The organism is Chitinimonas sp. JJ19, assembly GCF_036961565.1.
GTDB lineage: Bacteria > Pseudomonadota > Gammaproteobacteria > Burkholderiales > Chitinimonadaceae > Chitinimonas.
The window spans coordinates 1-16,205 of sequence record NZ_JBAMDD010000021.1 but is presented as its reverse complement, the minus strand read 5'-3'; the positions used below and the strand labels follow the sequence as shown (position 1 = coordinate 16,205).

The 16,205-nt window shown below is 61.2% G+C and carries 15 protein-coding genes; 9 read left to right on the top strand and 6 right to left on the bottom strand.

Features of this window, described 5'->3' with window-relative positions:
- The first annotated feature begins 87 nt into the window (after positions 1 to 87).
- The 7 genes from V7714_RS19030 to V7714_RS19000 are packed head-to-tail and all read left to right on the top strand — an operon-like array spanning position 88 to position 7,456.
- Positions 88 to 573, top strand: a complete 486-nt coding sequence (locus V7714_RS19030) for an RDD family protein (RefSeq protein ID WP_335711144.1) — start codon at positions 88 to 90, stop codon at positions 571 to 573.
- On the top strand, positions 573 to 1,256 hold the full coding sequence (locus V7714_RS19025) for an RDD family protein (protein WP_335711143.1): 684 nt from the start codon (positions 573 to 575) through the stop codon (positions 1,254 to 1,256). Before V7714_RS19030 ends, V7714_RS19025 begins: the two co-directional genes overlap by 1 nt.
- Positions 1,253 to 2,209 (top strand): stage II sporulation protein M, encoded by a 957-nt coding sequence (locus tag V7714_RS19020; RefSeq protein WP_335711142.1) that lies wholly within the window; start codon positions 1,253 to 1,255, stop codon positions 2,207 to 2,209. The genes V7714_RS19025 and V7714_RS19020 overlap by 4 nt, the downstream gene beginning before the upstream one ends.
- Positions 2,199 to 3,788 carry a hypothetical protein gene (locus V7714_RS19015; RefSeq protein WP_335711141.1) on the top strand — a complete coding sequence of 530 codons (1,590 nt, stop codon included), beginning with the start codon at positions 2,199 to 2,201 and terminating at the stop codon, positions 3,786 to 3,788. Before V7714_RS19020 ends, V7714_RS19015 begins: the two co-directional genes overlap by 11 nt.
- On the top strand, positions 3,785 to 5,182 hold the full coding sequence (locus V7714_RS19010) for a DUF4350 domain-containing protein (protein WP_335711140.1): 1,398 nt from the start codon (positions 3,785 to 3,787) through the stop codon (positions 5,180 to 5,182). The genes V7714_RS19015 and V7714_RS19010 overlap by 4 nt, the downstream gene beginning before the upstream one ends.
- Positions 5,172 to 6,155 (top strand): AAA family ATPase, encoded by a 984-nt coding sequence (locus tag V7714_RS19005; RefSeq protein ID WP_335711139.1) that lies wholly within the window; start codon positions 5,172 to 5,174, stop codon positions 6,153 to 6,155. Before V7714_RS19010 ends, V7714_RS19005 begins: the two co-directional genes overlap by 11 nt.
- The gene (locus tag V7714_RS19000; RefSeq protein WP_335711138.1) at positions 6,152 to 7,456 is read left to right on the top strand and encodes a DUF58 domain-containing protein; all 1,305 of its coding nucleotides are present in this window, start codon (positions 6,152 to 6,154) and stop codon (positions 7,454 to 7,456) included. Before V7714_RS19005 ends, V7714_RS19000 begins: the two co-directional genes overlap by 4 nt.
- A 261-nt stretch (positions 7,457 to 7,717) precedes the next feature.
- On the opposite strand, the gene V7714_RS18995 is transcribed toward V7714_RS19000, so the two are convergent.
- The 6 genes from V7714_RS18995 to V7714_RS18970 form a co-directional block, all read right to left on the bottom strand.
- Positions 7,718 to 8,593, bottom strand: coding sequence for a 5'-nucleotidase, lipoprotein e(P4) family (locus V7714_RS18995; protein WP_335711137.1), 876 nt, complete (start codon positions 8,591 to 8,593; stop codon positions 7,718 to 7,720).
- A gap of 200 nt (positions 8,594 to 8,793) precedes the next feature.
- Positions 8,794 to 9,330, bottom strand: a complete 537-nt coding sequence (locus V7714_RS18990) for a GNAT family N-acetyltransferase (RefSeq protein ID WP_335711136.1) — start codon at positions 9,328 to 9,330, stop codon at positions 8,794 to 8,796.
- An 83-nt stretch (positions 9,331 to 9,413) separates the two neighbouring features.
- Positions 9,414 to 9,809 (bottom strand): hypothetical protein, encoded by a 396-nt coding sequence (locus V7714_RS18985; protein ID WP_335711135.1) that lies wholly within the window; start codon positions 9,807 to 9,809, stop codon positions 9,414 to 9,416.
- A 286-nt stretch (positions 9,810 to 10,095) separates the two neighbouring features.
- A complete protein-coding gene (locus V7714_RS18980) occupies positions 10,096 to 11,658 on the bottom strand; it encodes a SpoVR family protein (RefSeq protein WP_335711134.1) in 1,563 nt (520 codons plus the stop codon).
- Entirely contained in the window at positions 11,655 to 12,926 is a 1,272-nt protein-coding gene (locus V7714_RS18975) for a YeaH/YhbH family protein (RefSeq protein ID WP_335711133.1), read from the bottom strand. The genes V7714_RS18980 and V7714_RS18975 overlap by 4 nt, the downstream gene beginning before the upstream one ends.
- Before the next feature lie 75 nt (positions 12,927 to 13,001).
- Positions 13,002 to 14,924 carry a PrkA family serine protein kinase gene (locus V7714_RS18970; protein ID WP_335711132.1) on the bottom strand — a complete coding sequence of 641 codons (1,923 nt, stop codon included), beginning with the start codon at positions 14,922 to 14,924 and terminating at the stop codon, positions 13,002 to 13,004.
- Positions 14,925 to 15,152: 228 nt separating this feature from the next.
- Here V7714_RS18970 and V7714_RS18965 point away from each other — a divergent pair, with 228 nt between their 5' ends.
- Positions 15,153 to 15,740 carry a LexA family protein gene (locus V7714_RS18965; protein WP_335711131.1) on the top strand — a complete coding sequence of 196 codons (588 nt, stop codon included), beginning with the start codon at positions 15,153 to 15,155 and terminating at the stop codon, positions 15,738 to 15,740.
- Positions 15,741 to 15,751: 11 nt separating this feature from the next.
- Positions 15,752 to 16,078, top strand: coding sequence for a cupin domain-containing protein (locus tag V7714_RS18960; protein ID WP_335711130.1), 327 nt, complete (start codon positions 15,752 to 15,754; stop codon positions 16,076 to 16,078).
- The last annotated feature ends 127 nt before the right edge of the window (positions 16,079 to 16,205 follow it).

The window sequence follows — 16,205 nt, the reverse complement described above, 5'->3', positions numbered from 1 at the left end:
CCACTGTCATTTTTTGCTGCTGCCCGGCTAGAATGGGGGTTGTCTGCAATGATGCTGGACAACATCTACCTAACCAGGGAGGAAGTAATGGATCAATCGAATCCGTATGCAGCCAGCACGGTTGCTTTGGACACCCCAGCTGGCCAGCAGGTTCTGGCTGACCGCGGCGCCCGCCTTATCGCCGTCCTCATTGATGGTTTTGCCGTTCTGGCCTGCATGCTGCCTTTTGGCTTGGCATTTGCGGTTGGCGACGGCACAGGTGCTGTGGCTGGTATCGCTGGCGCCCTTTCCGGCCTGGCCGTCATTGGCCTGGTGATCTACCAACTGATGATGTTGCATCGCCAGGGCCAGACCATAGGCAAGCGCGCCATGAAGGTTCGCATTGTGCGCACCGATGGCAGCCATTGCGGTATTGGCCGACTAATAGCACTGCGCTGGTTGGTGCCCGCCCTCATCGGTGCCATCCCACTGGTTGGTGGCCTGTTCAGCCTGCTGGACCCGCTGATGATTTTCCGCGAAAACCGTCTGTGCCTGCACGACAACATCGCTGATACCAAGGTAGTACAAGCCTGATGCTGGATGGGCGTCTTGCCCTGCTGACACCAGAGGGCATACGCCTTTCGCTCACGCCTGCCGGGCCTGTCAGGCGTGCTTTCGCCTGGACGATTGATTTCGTGCTGTGGCTGATCGCGGTGATCGTGATTGCCATCGCCACGCGGTTTGCCATGGGCGATAGCAATCTGGGCGAAGGCTTGTTCCTGGTGGTGCTGTTCCTCAGCTACTGGGGCTACCCCATACTGTGCGAAGTCTATGCAGGCGGCAAAACCCTGGGCAAGCGCTGGATGGGGCTGGAAGTCGTGCGCGAAGACGGCCTGCCGGTAGGCTGGCGCGAATCCTCGCTGCGCAACCTGCTGCTGGTCGCCGACTTCCTGCCCATGATGTATGCCACCGGCCTGCTCTGCATGCTGTTTGACCACCGGTTCCGCCGCCTCGGCGATCTGGTTGCCGGTACGCTGGTGATCTACAGCCCCAAGACCCGCGCCCGCAAGGCTGCGCAGTCTGGTGAGGCGCATCCGCTGCCCTTCCCCCTGACACCCGAACAACAACGCGCCCTGATCGACCTGGTCGAGCGTGCCGAGCACTTGCCGCCTTCGCGCTGCCTTGAGCTGGCCGACCTGGCAGAGCCCCTGACCGGCCTGCGCGGCGAAGCCTCTCTGGCCCGACTGCGCGCCTATGTTGCTGGATTGACCCGATGAAGCAGGCCCTGTTCGAAGCCCAGCACGAGGCCTTATGGCAGCGTGTGGCCACCCTGCTGGCTGACAAGCAGCCCAGCAACGAAACCCAGCTGCCTGCGCTTTACCGGCAGCTCTGCCAGAGCATGGCACTGGCCAGACAACGCGGCTACTCGCCCTTGCTGACCGAACATCTGCATGGCCTGGTACTGGCCATGCATCGCAAACTCTATGGCACACCGCTGGAGCGGCCCATGACCCTGCGCCGCTGGCTGGGCGTGGAGTTCCCCCGCCGCGTGCGGCAGGAATGGCGGCTGCTGCTGCTGGTCTGCCTGGCCTTCTGGGGTGTTGCCGCAGCGGTAGGCTTGCTGGTCTGGTTTCAGCCGCATTGGGCCTATAGCTGGATGGACTGGCAAGAGCTGACCCGCTACGAGTCCATGTATAGCCCAAGCAAGGAGCACATCGGCCGCGATGGCAGCGACGACGATGTGATGATGTTCGGCTTCTATATCTGGAACAACGTCTCCATCTGCTTCCGTACCTTTGCCGGCGGCCTGTTCGGCGGCATACCCGCGCTGTTCAGCCTGGTATTCAATGGCATGCACTTTGGCGTGATCGCCGCCTGGCTCAGCCGCGACCCGGCGGTAGCCGAGGTGTTCTGGTCCTTTGTCATTACCCATGCCAGCTTTGAGATCACCGGTCTGCTGCTATCGGGCGTGGCCGGCCTGCGGCTGGGCCTGACCCTGCTACGCCCAGGCCGCCTGAGCCGCCGCCACGCACTGATCAGCGCCAGCCGGCATATTTTCCCGGTACTGGTGGGCGCCGCCCTGCTGACGGTCCTGGCCGCCTTTTTCGAGGGTTTCTGGTCGGCCTCCAGCCTGATTCCCCCCATGACCAAGTTCATCGTCGGCGGCGCCTGCTGGGCCATGGTCATCGGCTTCTTCGTGTTTGCCGGACGGGGGCAGCATGCGGCTTGATCGACTGCAACTCGATCTGCGTCCCCGCTCGCACAGCCAGGCGCTGGACCTGGGCGTGGCACTGCTCCGGCAATCGTATTTCACCTGCTATACCACCTGGCTGACCTTATGGCTGCCCCTGATCCTGCTCTGCGGCCTGCTGGCCTGGCAGTACCGGGATTGGGCCTTTTTCTTTCTGGCCATCCCCTTGTGGCTACGTCCCCTGCTGGAACGCGTCATCGTTCTGGTGCTGTCGCGTGCCGTATTCGGCCAGCAATTAAGCTGGTGGCAGGCCCTGCGCGCCTGGCCCAAGGAGTTGGGGGGGGGCTGGTTCCGCGTGCTGACCTGGTGGCGCCCCTTTATGCCGGGCCGTGGCCTGTACCAACCCATCTGGCAATTGGAGCAGGCCCGTGGCCGCTTTGCCGCTGATCGCCGGCGCGTACTGGGCCGTGATGGCGCCGGTACTGCCGCCTTCTGGTTTGGCTTCGCCTGCTTTCATTTCGAGGCGGTGCTGCAGATAGGCCTGATCTCGCTGATCGGCCTGTTTACCGCCTCGCCCGATGCCATGAACCCACTGTGGATGCTGTTCGATCAGGAAATCGGCCGGAGTCAGCCGGTATTTATGCTGCTCCTGGCCAGCCTCGCCATCGGGGCCGGCATCATGGCGCCCATCTATACGGCCTGTTGCTTCACGCTCTACCTGAACCGCCGTGCCGAACTCGAAGCCTGGGATATCGAAATCATCCTGCGCCGCCTGGCACAGGAGCGCCAGGGCAGCAAATCGCTCAAGCTGCCCACGGTAGGCCATACCCTGGCCGTCCTGCTGGCGGTCATGCTCATCCTGCCCCAGGCCGTGCAGGCTGCGCCGCAGTGCGAACCACCCGAAAGCAATCAGGTGGAGGCCGACCTGATCGCCAGGCAGCGCACGCCCGCGCAATCCGCCGAGCAAAAGGCGGTACGGGCAGAACTGGACAAGGTCTATGCCCACGACGACCTGCGCGGCTACCGCTGCGTGCAGACCTGGACGGCCAAGAACAAGACGCCCAAGGAACCCGAAAAGGAAGACAAGGACGACGAGGACAAGAACAAGCGCCAGGACAAGGTGCCCGATTGGGTGGCCGACCTGACCAAGGCCCTGCTTATCCTTGGTGCCATCGCCCTGGTCGCCTGGCTGCTCTACCGCTACCGAGACCGCATAGCCGGCGCCTTCCAGCAGGCGGAGACCCGCAAGCTACCTGGCGAGGTAGCCGGTATGGACATACGGCCGGAATCACTGCCGGATGACATCCCCACCGCCGTCAGGAAACTGTGGGCAGAAGGACAGCAACGCAACGCGCTGGGCCTGCTCTACCGTGCCACCTTGTCGCGCTTAGTACACCAGTACGCACTAGCACTGACCCAAGGCGCCACCGAGGGCGACTGCGTCAGACTGGCGCAGCAAGCCCATCAGCAAGGCGAACTACCAGCCGATACCCTGGCGCTGACCCAGGACATCACCCGTATCTGGCTGGCTGCCGCCTATGCGCAGCAATGGCCATCCGATGCCGCGCTCGATAGCAGCTGCAGCCGCTGGCAACAAGTATTTGGCGGTGCCGCATGAACGCCCCACAACGCAATCAGGTCTTGCTGACCATAATGTCGCTGCTGCTTGGCGCCGTCAGCGTCTGGGCCTGGTTCCATTATATGGAACGCACCTGGCAGAGCAGCCCCTACCGCAGCGAAGCCGCCCTCAGCAACCCCATGCTGGCCGCAGAGCGCCTGCTTGCCGCCCGGGGCCAGAAAGTAGTAATACACAACACCCTGACCGGCGCCCTGCGCGGGACGCCGGACGCTGGCGTCATCCTGGTGGCCAACAACGTCAACGTGATGACGCCCGCACAGGCCGAACAACTGTTGGCCTGGGTGGCCAAGGGTGGAGTGCTGATCAATACGGCGGACACACGGGCCAACTCCGAAGCCAATGCCAGCGAGGTCGCCCCGCTGAGCACGCAGTTTGATACCTGGCTGGAATTCACCGATAGCGACGATGAAGACACCGCCCAGGTAGACGAGCCCGCCGAGGCAGACAGCGCACCCGAGACGACAGCGGAGACGCCAGCCGAGGCCGCCCCTAGCGATGATGGCGAAACCGGCGAGCCGACCCTAGCCGATGATGCTGCCTCACCACCCGAGGCGACGGCTGACACCGCTGAGCCTGCAACGGACGATACCGAGCCCGTCCCAGAGGTGGTTGAAGCACCCACCCCCGCACCGCCCGCTGCGCCTAAAACCAAGCTGCCCCACAATATGGTGGAGCTGCAGCTGCCCGGCCTGCCCTACCCACTGCGCATGGCCCGCCAGGGTGGCTACCTGGATTGGGGTGGTGATGCCCCCGAGCCCGAATGGGGCGATACCGATGGCGAACATATACGGGCCTACCGCCACGGCAAGGGGCAAGTGATCTTGCTCAGCCATATGCCGTTTGCCAACGACAACCTGCGTGAGGCTGATCATGGCGAATTGTTGGTGGCGCTGGCCGGTCTAGGCAACGCTGACAAGCCGTTATGGATCGTGCAGGGCCTGGACATGCCCACCTGGCAGGAAGCCCTGTGGGCCTATGTGCCGCTGGGCCTGATCAGCCTGGGGCTGGCCCTACTGCTATGGCTGTGGTCTGCCGTCATGCGCTTTGGCCCGCTGCTGCCCGACCCACAGACCGACCGCCGTGCGCTGATGGAACATATCGACGCCAGTGGCCGTTGGCTATGGCACGCTCGCAATGGCCGCATCACCCTGCTGCAGGCCATGCGCAACGCCACGCTGGCCCAGTTGCTGCGCCGCTCGCCCGATCTGCAGCGGCTACAGCCCGATGCGCTGGCCCAGCAACTGGCCGAGCGCCATAAACTGCCATTGGAACTGGTGGACCTGGCCCTGCACAAGGCCCCGGCCAACCATCCCATGGATTTCTTCCGACAAATTCAAACCCTGCAAACCTTGAGAACCAGCCATGAGCGATAGCGCCCCCGCATCCGACCGTTTCACCCAGGCCGTCGAGATCGTCCGCCGCCTCCGCGAGGAGATCAGCCATGCCGTGATCGGCCAGCAGGCCGTTGTAGACCAGATCCTGGCCTGCTTCCTCGCCGGTGGCCATGTGCTGCTGGAAGGCGTACCCGGCCTGGGCAAGACCCTGCTGGTGCGCGCACTGGCCAAGACCTTTTCCGGCGACTTCTCGCGCATCCAGTTCACCCCCGACCTGATGCCGGCCGACGTCATGGGCCATGCCGTATTCGATCTGAAGAACCAGTCCTTCAGCATACGTCGCGGCCCGGTGTTTACCAGCCTGCTGCTGGCCGATGAAATCAACCGCGCCCCGGCCAAGACCCAGTCAGCCCTGCTGGAAGTCATGCAGGAACGCCAGGTCACCATCGAAGGCGAATCGCATACCTTAGCGGCCCCCTTTATGGTACTGGCTACCCAGAACCCGCTGGAGCAGGAAGGTACCTACCCGCTGCCGGAAGCCCAGCTGGACCGCTTCCTGATCAAGATCCTGATCGCCTACCCTAGCGAGACCGAAGAACTGACCATGTTGCGCGCCGTCACCCAGGGCCGCTTGGGTGATAGCCTCGACGTGGCCAATGTCGCCACCCTGATCAAGGCCGACACGGTAGTGGCCCTGCAGCAGTTGGTAGCGCAGATACGCGTGGATGATGCCGTCGCCGAATACGCCGTGCGCATCGTGCGTGCCAGCCGCGACTGGCCCGGCCTCGCCATTGGCGCCGGCCCGCGTGGCAGCATCGCGCTGATACGGGTGGCGCGCGCCATGGCCGTCATGGCCGGCCGTGACTTTGTCACCCCCGACGATGTGAAGACCGCAGCCCTGCCGGTATTGCGGCATCGCGTTGCGCTGGCGCCCGAAAGCGAACTGGAGGGCCTGAGCGCCGACCAGTTGCTGGCGAGCCTGTTGGAACAAACACCCGCCCCCCGCGCATGACACCCAGCCGTCTATTGATCTGGCTGGTCATAGGCTGGGCCGCGCTGGGCCTGGCGGCTGGTCCGTGGCCACAACTGGCGCTGGTCTGGTGGATATCCGGCGGCGCCCTTGGCCTGGCGGCACTGCTCGACGCCATCCTGGGCTGGCGCCCACCCCAGCTGCGGCTGGAGCGGCTGACCAAGCCCATCTGGCCGGTAGGCCATTGGGGCGAGGTCGCCCTGGTACTGCACCACGAAGGCGGCCGCAGCGCCCGGCTGACCCTGTTCGACGGCTACCCCGCCGGCTGGGAACTAGTGGGCCTGCCCCACCCCACCCGTTTGCGGGCAGGCCGGTTTGTTCGCTTCGTCTACCAACTGCGTGCGCCGGAACGCGGCGAGGCGCAGTTTGCGCCGGCCCATGTGCAGCTTAACTCACCGCTGTCGCTATGGCTGCGTCGCCTGCGCCTGGGCGAAGCCAGCACCATCAAGGTCTTCCCTGATTTTTCCAAGATCATGGGCCACACCCTGACCGCTACCGACCAGCGCCTCCCCCAGTTGGGCAGCATACGCAAACGGCGGCGCGGCGAAGGCACCGATTTCCGCCAGCTACGCGAATACCGCCAAGGCGACAGCATGCGCGCCATAGACTGGAAGGCCACCGCCCGCCAGCTCAAACCCATCAGCCGGGAATACCAGGAGGAACGCGACCAGCAGGTGGTCTTTCTGCTCGACAGCGGCCGTCGCATGCTGGCCCGCGACGGCGACACCTCGCACTTCGACCACGCCCTCAATGCCGTGCTGACCCTATCATGGGTGGCCCAAAAACAGGGCGACGCCATCGGCCTGATGAGCTTTGGCCAGGAGGAGCGCTGGATGGCCCCACAGAAGGGCCGTGGTGGGCTGGATAGGCTGATTTCGGGGGTGTACGACCTGCATGCCGGCGAAGTGGCCCCCGACTACCTGCAGGCCGCACAACGCCTGCTGGACAGGCTGAAGAAACGCGCCTTCGTGGTACTGATCACCAACCTACGCGACGAAGACGACAACGCCATGCGCGAGGCACACCGCCTGCTTTCGGGCAAGCACCTGGTCTTGTGTGCCAGCCTGCGCGAAGCTTCGCTGGACGACACCCAGGCCGCCACCGTGCAGGATTTCAACGGTGCACTCAGGCTGGCAGCCACCGAGCACTACCTGGCCGAGCGGCGCGAAGCCATCAAGCGCCTGCGCATGCCCGCCCACAGCCTGATCGATGTGACGCCGCAAAGACTGGCAGCCTCCTTGGTGGATCGCTATTTGGCGATCAAGGAGAGTGGGCAGCTGTAGTAGGGATAAGGCCGGCGTTGCTGGCCTCTTCCTGGTTCGGCAGATATTGTCTGGGGCAAGCCATGCAGCTTGTTAGCAAGACCGCAGGAGAAACTTCCGCTCGCGCAGCATGACCCGAATAGCCCTATCCACCACGCTAGCCCGCAACATCAGGCACGCCAGTCAACAAGCCCGCTCGCGTCTACCAAGGGCCTCCCGCAACGCTGCAAGCGCATGATTACGGGAGCCCTTCATTTAGTTGCCCATCAAGCCACGCAATAATTAGGGATTCACCACCGCCGGCTCAGCCACCTTCGCCGGTGCCCACTGCCAAGGCTTCAACGAGCCATAGCGCTTGCTCAGGTTGTTACCCAATGCACGGAGCGACGAGCCATACATGGGGTTGCTCAGCACAAACCAGCTGCGGCCCCAGTTGGCGGCATGCTGTTCGGGCTGGTAAGTATTGCGGTCGACAAAGTCATTCAGGTCGTCGCCCACCAGCATGGCGATACGATAGCGATTGGCCAGTAGCTGTCGGCGCACGCCCTTGCCATCCCATTCGGCGCGCTGGTACTTGAGCAGCATGTCGGCATTGTCGGGCCGGTAGCCCAGCTCCGCTTCCAGGTTGTCCAGGGTAGCCTGCAGTTGCGGGCAGGTCTTGGCCCAGCCCTGTGCATCGTAGCCGCCCTGCTTCTCGCAGTTGCGGTTGGTCACGTACAGCACCTTGAAGCCCATGCGGCGGGCGGCGCTGATGAATGCCTTGGCGCCGGGCACGGCAGTGGCCTTGCGCTCAGCCACCCAGGCATCCCACGACGGTTCGGAATACGGCAGCCCGCTGGCAACCTGCCAGGCGTTGTAAGGGCTGTTGTCGAGTACGGTCTCGTCGATATCCACTATCACCGCTGGCGGCAAGCGCTTGTAACCGGCTACCGCCAGTTGTTCAGGCAGGGCGGTGATGGCCTTGTTGCGCTTGAGCCGGGCCAATTGGTCTGTGGCCGCACGGTAGGTCTGTTCGCCATTGGCCTGCGATTCCGCTGCAGCCTGGTACCACACCACGGCGTTCAGTTGCTCCCGTTCCGCCATCGGCGGCTCGGCAGCCTGCAGCGACAACGACGACATAAGGGCGATGGCGCCACACGATAGGTACCGGGTCCGCATGTAATGCTCCAAGAAAAGCGGCTAGCCAAGCCGTCCGGTATTGACCGGACCGGCTTCGCAGCATAAGTGTGAAAAGGGGCGCAGTATAGCCGAAGCCTCTGGCGCATTCAGCAAGGCGATGACAGTTGACGGCGCATCCCGCCATCTGATCTGGCCTGGCGCGGGTCAGGCCACTAAATCCTTGATAAGAAGCCGTATTTTCAGCGCGAGGCGCCATCGCTTGGCGGCCGTAGCCAATGCCGCATCAGCAAGCCATCGTAATAGCGGCCATCACGCCGCGTATCCCGCTCCAGCAGCGCCAGGCGGGTAAAGCCGGCGGCTTCGTAGAGCTTCACTGCAGCGGTATTGTCGGCCCGTACCATGAGGTAGGCGATCTCCAGCAAGCCCTGTGCTCGTGCTGCCTGCAAGGCCCCCTCCAGCAGCTGCCTGCCCACGCCCTTGCCGCGCGCAGCGGGATGCACGCCCATAGTCAGGTCTGCCGTATGGCTCAGCCTGGCTTGCCGCCGGGGCATCAACAGTATGTAGCCCAGCAGGGTATCCGCTTCATGGGCTACCAGCGCCACGGCGCCCGGCATGGCCAGCCATCCCTGCCGCTGCTGTACAAAGGCCTCGATGTCCGGAAATTTATCCTCAAATGCCTCGCTCATGGCATCCGACGAGGCATACACCTCTTGTATCAGTGCATGCACTGCTGTTGCAGGCCAGTTAGCCAAGGGGGAGGTGATGATGTCCATCATGGTGACTCCGGATTCAGACAGGCAACGGTAGCGTCCACCCCGCCGCAGTGCCTGACTAGGCAGGCAGGATGAGGCTGTTCGCCCTAGCTACGCTTTTTCGCCCCAAGCAGGCCGACTTGATAGCCTGCCGCCCTCAGCGCCTTTGTCGCCCGCATGCTTAAGGTAATCATGATGATCAAACTGACAAGAGGAAGTAGCATGGCAATCGCGTAGACAATTCTGGAGAACAGCGAGCCACCCAGGCCTTTATCCACGCGGACTGCGCCATAGATCGAGACGGCCGCAATCGCCAGCACCACTACCAACGACAGGACAGGATCCACTTGTGCGCGTAACCCTCCCGACAATAGGGCAGCGATAAACGTGTAGATCAGGATACGCTGTCCGGAAGCAACCGCATCCATGCGTTCATAGTCTATCGAATCTGTGGCTATCGAATCGGTGATCAGGGCCTTGGGTGCAGCGTAGGGATTAGTCATCGAGAAGTATCTGTCTAAGGGTATGTCGCACAGCGACCGTGATCAGCGAACGGGGTGGCAATGCAGCATGACCCATCAGCTGGCGGCGCAAAAGCGACTGATTATACCGTTACCCGTGCTACATCCTGGGTAGATCAGACTGGCCCCCTGCCCGCCCCCTGCCAGACTGTGGCTGACGAGGCGTCTCGCCGGGGTGCTGCACCTAGCATCAGCTGCTCGCACAAGGCGGTCAGACTTCCTCCCCAACACAACCCCTAGACTTTGTTGCAACGCTTAGTGGGCGGCTTTATCCCCCGTGGCGTTTCTCCAGCTTGCACTCATAGGTCAGTATCACCTTGCCCTCGGGGTCGCAGCTTTCCAGCTTCACCGAAAAACCCCACAGCCTGGCGATATGCTTGAGTACCTCGTGTACCGTATTGGCCAAGGGCCGACGGTGGTTCTGCACATGCCGCAGCGTCAGCGCACGGTCGCCCCGTACATTGACTTCCCACACCTGGATATTCGGCTCGCGATTACCCAGGTTGTACTGATCGGCCAGCTTGCGCCGTATATCGCGATAACCGTCCTCGTTGTGAATGGCGCTGACTTCCAGCTGTGCCTCCTGGTCATCGTCCTTCACCGCAAACAGGCGGAAGTCGCGTATCAGCTTGGGCGAGAGGTATTGCGCGATAAAGCTCTCATCCTTGAAGTTCTTCATGGCGAACTCCAGCGCGGGGCGCCATGCAGTCCCGGCTAGGTCGGGGAACCAATGCCTGTCTTCCTCGGTGGGGTGCTCGCAGATACGCTTGATATCGGTGTACATGGCAAACCCCAGCGCATAGGGATTGATGCCCGAGTAGTAACGGCTGGTCACCGGTGGCTGGTAGACCACATTGGTATGCGAGTGCAGGAACTCCATGATGGCGCCATCGCTGAGCAGGCCTTCATCGTATAGCCGGTTCATGATGGTGTAATGCCAGAAGGTGGCCCAGCCCTCGTTCATGACCTGGGTCTGCCGCTGCGGATAGAAATACTGCGCCACCTTGCGCACGATGCGCACCACTTCACGCTGCCAGGGCTCCAGCAAGGGGGCGTACTTCTCGATAAAGTACAGCAGGTTCTCTTGTGGCTCCGGCGGGAAGCGCCGCTGCTCGGTCTTCTCGGCCTCTTCTGCCCGGCGCGGCAAGGTACGCCACAGATCATTCACCTGGCTCTGCAGATACGACTCACGCTCGCTCTGGCGTATACGCTCTTCTTCCACCGATAGCTTGGGCGGCCGCTTGTACCGGTCCACCCCGTAGTTCATCAGGGCGTGGCAACTGTCCAGCAGCTCTTCCACCGCATCCACGCCATAGCGCTCCTCGCACTGGCGGATATAGTGCCGGGCAAACACCAGGTAATCGATGATGGCACTGGCGTCGGTCCAGGCCCGGAACAGGTAGTTACCCTTGAAGAAACTGTTGTGGCCAAAGGCTGCATGGGCAATCACCAGGGCCTGCATGGTGATGGAGTTCTCCTCCATCAGATAGGAGATGCAAGGATTGGAGTTGATGACGATCTCGTAGGCCAACCCCATCTGGCCCCGCTTGTAGCCTTTCTCGGTCTGCAGGAAGTGTTTGCCGTAACTCCAGTGGTGATACATCACCGGCATACCAACCGAAGCATAGGCATCCATCATTTGCTCGGCCGTGATGATTTCCAGCTGGTTAGGGTAGGTATCCAGCTCGAAGTCCTCCGCCACCCGGCGTATCTCGTTGTGGTACTTGTCTATCAGCTCGAAAGTCCATTCCGATCCGGTGGACAGCGGCCCCTTGGGCCGCTTGGCGCGTTTGCGCTTGGCACTGCTGGGAGAGGCTATGGTATCAGTCATGCGGCCGCCGTATTCTTCTTGAACAGGTCGCGAAACACCGGGTAGATATCCGCCGGTGACTGGATCTTGCGCATGGCAAACTGCGCGCACGCATCTCTTACCTTTTCGTACTCCATCCACAGGTTCTGCGGCTCACCCTCCGTAATTTCGATATAGGCGTAGTACTGCACCATGGGCAGGATGTGCCCCAGCAGCAAATCCTTGCATACCAGCGAATCGCTATCCCAGTTGTCACCATCGCTGGCCTGGGCGACATAGATATTCCAGTCGTTGGTGGGATAGCGCTCGGTAATGATCTGGTCCACCAGCTTGAGCGCCGAGCTGACCACCGTGCCGCCCGTATCGCGGGCATGGAAGAAATCATGCTCGTTCACTTCCTGCGCCTGGGTGTGGTGGCGCACAAACACCACCTCTATCTTCTCGTAGGCACGGGTCAGGAAGAGATACAACAGGATGAAGAAGCGCTTGGCCGTATCCTTCTTTTGCTCGTCCATCGAGCCCGATACGTCCATCACACAGAACATCACCGCCTGGGTATGCGGCCGCGGTTGCTTCACCCGGTTGCTGTAACGCAAGTCAAACGGGTCGATAAAGGGAATGCCGATGATGCGGGTCTTGAGCGAGTGGATTTCCTCGCGAAGGGCGCGCACCGCCGGGTCGTCCTCGTCGCTGCGCTCCAGCAAGACATCCAGCTCTTCCCGCGCCTCATTGAGCCTGGCCATGGGCCCCGCGGTCAGAGCAATACGCCGGCCCAGCGCCCCTTTGAGTGAACGCACCACATCAATATTGGAAGGCGTACCGTCGGTACTGTAGCCCGCCCGTACGTTCTTGAACGCCTGGGTGGCGGTCAACTGGGTCTTGACCAGGTTGGGTAGTTCCAGGTCATCGAAGAAGAAGTTGAGAAACTCCTCACGGCTCAGTTCAAAGACAAAATCATCTTCGCCCTCGCCATCCTGCGAAGCCTTGCCCGAACCACCGCCACCACCGCCCTCTTCCGGCCGGTCTATATGGTCGCCCTGCAGGTACTCCTTGTTGCCGGGGTGTACCGTCTCCCATACCCCGCCTCGGGCATGGCCGAATACCGGTTCCGATACATCCTTGACCGGGATGGATACCTTCTCGCCGCTGTCGATATCCGTGATGGAGCGTCCCTTGACCGCCCGCGTCACCGCTTCCTTGATCTGCCCCTTGAAGCGCCGCAAGAAGCGCTCCCGGTTGATGGCAGACTTGTTCTTGCCATTGAGTCTTCGATCTATCAGGTGAACCATACCGTGCTCCCTCCTGGCGGGGTTGCAATGCCAAGGCGGGGATTACGCCCGCCTCGCCCTTTGCACCTCACCGCATCAGGAAGACTTCCTTACACGCAGATACCAATCGCACAGCAGGCGCACCTGTTTGGCGGTATAGCCCTTGGCCACCATGCGATTGACGAAGTCCTCATGCTTCTTGGCATCCTCGTTGCTGCCCTTGGCATTGAACGAGATCACCGGCAGCAGCTCCTCGGTGTTCGAGAACATCTTCTTCTCGATCACGGCCCGCAGCTTCTCGTAGCTGGTCCAGGTCGGGTTCTTACCACCGTTGTTCGCCCTGGCCCGCAGTACGAAATTGACGATCTCGTTGCGGAAGTCCTTGGGGTTGCTGATACCGGCAGGCTTCTCTATCTTCTCCAGCTCATTGTTGAGCGCATTGCGGTCAAAACTCTCACCGGTATCCGGGTCACGGTATTCCTGATCCTGTATCCAGAAATCGGCAAAGGTCACATAGCGGTCGAAGATATTCTGGCCATACTCCGAGTAGCTCTCCAAGTACGCAGTCTGGATCTCCTTACCTATGAACTCCACATAGCGCCCGGCCAGGTATTCCTTGATATAGGCCAGGTACTTCTGCTCGGTCTCCGGCGCAAACTGTTCGCGCTCCACCTGCTGCTCCAGCACATACAGCAGATGCACCGGGTTGGCCGCCACCTCGGAGTGATCGAAATTGAATACCTTGGACAGTATCTTGAAGGCCCAGCGGGTCGAGAGCCCATCCATCCCCTCATCCACCCCGGCAAAGTCGCGATACTCCTGAATGGATTTGGCCTTGGGATCGGTATCCTTGAGGTTCTCGCCGTCGTACACCTGCATCTTGGAAAAGACGCTGGAGTTCTCCGGATCCTTGAGGCGGGAGAGGATTGAAAACTGCGACATCATCTTGAGCGTGCCAGGGGCGCAAGGCGAATTGTGCAATGAGGAGTTGCGCACCAGCTTCTCGTAGATCTTCACCTCTTCGCTGACACGGAGGCAGTAAGGCACCTTGACGATATAGATACGATCAAGGAATGCCTCGTTGTTCTTGTTGTTCTTGAACTGCTTCCACTCCGATTCATTGGAGTGGGCCAGCACTATGCCGTCAAACGGTATCGCCCCAAAACCCTCAGTGCCCTTGAAATTGCCCTCCTGGGTAGCCGTCAGCAAGGGGTGCAGCACCTTGATGGGTGCCTTGAACATTTCCACGAACTCCAGCAGGCCCTGGTTGGCCAGGCACAGGCCACCCGAGTAGCTGTAGGCATCGGGGTCATCCTGCGCATACTTCTCCAGCTTGCGGATATCCACCTTGCCGGTCAGCGAGGAAATGTCCTGATTGTTCTCATCCCCCGGCTCGGTCTTGGCCACGGCGATCTGCTTGAGTACCGAGGGGTAACGCTTGACCACGCGGAACTGGTCCACATCGCCATTGAATTCCTGTAGCCGCTTTACCGCCCATGGGCTGGGTATGCACTTGATATAGCGGCGCGGTATGCCGTACTGCTCCTCCAGAATGGGGCCGTCTTCAGCCTCATTGAACAAACCCAGCGGCGACTCGTTCACCGGGCTGCCCTTGATACAGTAGAACGGTACCCGCTCCATCAACTCCTTCAGCTTCTCGGCGATGGAAGACTTGCCGCCCCCCACCGGCCCCAGCAGATACAGTATCTGCTTGCGCTCTTCCAAGCCTTGCGCCGCATGGCGGAAATAGGCCACCACCTGCTCTATGACTTCCTCCATGCCGTAGAACTCACGGAAGGCGGGGTAGACCCGTATCATCTTGTTGGCGAACACGCGCGACAAACGCGAGTCGTTGCGGGTGTCGACCATTTCCGGCTCACCTATGGCCATCAGCATGCGCTCGGCAGCCGTGGCATAGGCGGCATGGTCGCGCTTGCACATTTCCAGGTACTCGCGCAGGCTCATTTCCTCCTCGCGGGTACGGTCATAACGGCTGCTGAAGTTGGCGAAGATATCCATTGCTACCCCTCTCGTTCAGGCATGTCTGGCATCGACATAGGTTTTGGAACGGTGCGCGGGCAAAAGTTCGCGCGAGGAATCGTGATTTGGTTTTATTGTTCTAAGCGGCGTCGGGCCTTGGTTTTGGTATAGCACATGCCAGCCGCTTGCCATGACATCACGCAGCACTTGCCAAGAGAACGTACGTTCTCTACAGTTGGCGAACATCCGTTCTCCAAGGCTAAATCCATGAATGAATTCGAACGCGACCTCGACTATCTCGGTCGGATGCAGGACTACTACGCCGACGAACGTTGCCTTCCGTCTTACGCACGGCTGATGAGCCTGCTTGGCTTTGCCAGCAAATCGGCCGTTTCCAAGCTGCTGTCACGGCTGCAACTGCAAGGCTTTCTGTCGCGTAGCAGCGACGGCGACTGGGTACCCACCGACCGCTTCTTCGAGCGCACGCTGTCCACCCAGCCCGTGCCCGCCGGCATGCCCGTCGCTGCACGCGATGTCGGTGCCGACGCCTTCGTGCTCGATCAGTACCTGATCAACCGCCCTTCCCACACCCAGCTTATTCCGGTCAAGGGCGACTCCATGATCGATGCCGGCATCCATTCAGGCGATCTGGCAGTAATAGAGCGACGCAATGTGGCCAATGTAGGCGATATCGTCGTCGCCATTGTCGACAATGAATTCACGCTCAAGACCCTGGCCAAGGAAGCCGGCAAATACATATTGCAGCCAGCCAACCCCGCCTACCCCACCATACGGCCACAGGGCAATCTGGAAATCTTCGGCGTAATGGTGGGCCTGGTGCGTAAATACCGCTGAACTGACACTACTTGAAAGAACTGCTAACCAAGATGCCCAACCCGATGAATCTGATCAATCTGCTGGGCTGTGCAGACAGCCTGCCACAGGCATGGCAATCCAGCATCATGGGGCGCGCCGGCGGTGCCAATATCAAGGTGCTGCGCATGGATGACATGGCCTACCCGGCGGAAACCCATGACTACGCAGAGGCGCTACTGGTACTGGAGGGGCAGATGCGCCTGAGTGTGGACGATACCGTCGTCGAGGTCGGTACCGGCCAGCTTTACCTAGTGCCAGCGGGCCAGCCACATGCAGTAGCACCGGGTAGCCATGGCACACTAGTCATCATTGATTGAGGCCATTAGCCCAACAACGGTATAGCCTCAGCGCCATTGGGCGTCTGATTGGCCGCAGACCGCATGGTGAGTAACTCGCTAATGTCGATGCAGGGCTTGAAGTGGAACAGCCGGCGGTTTTCTCCGG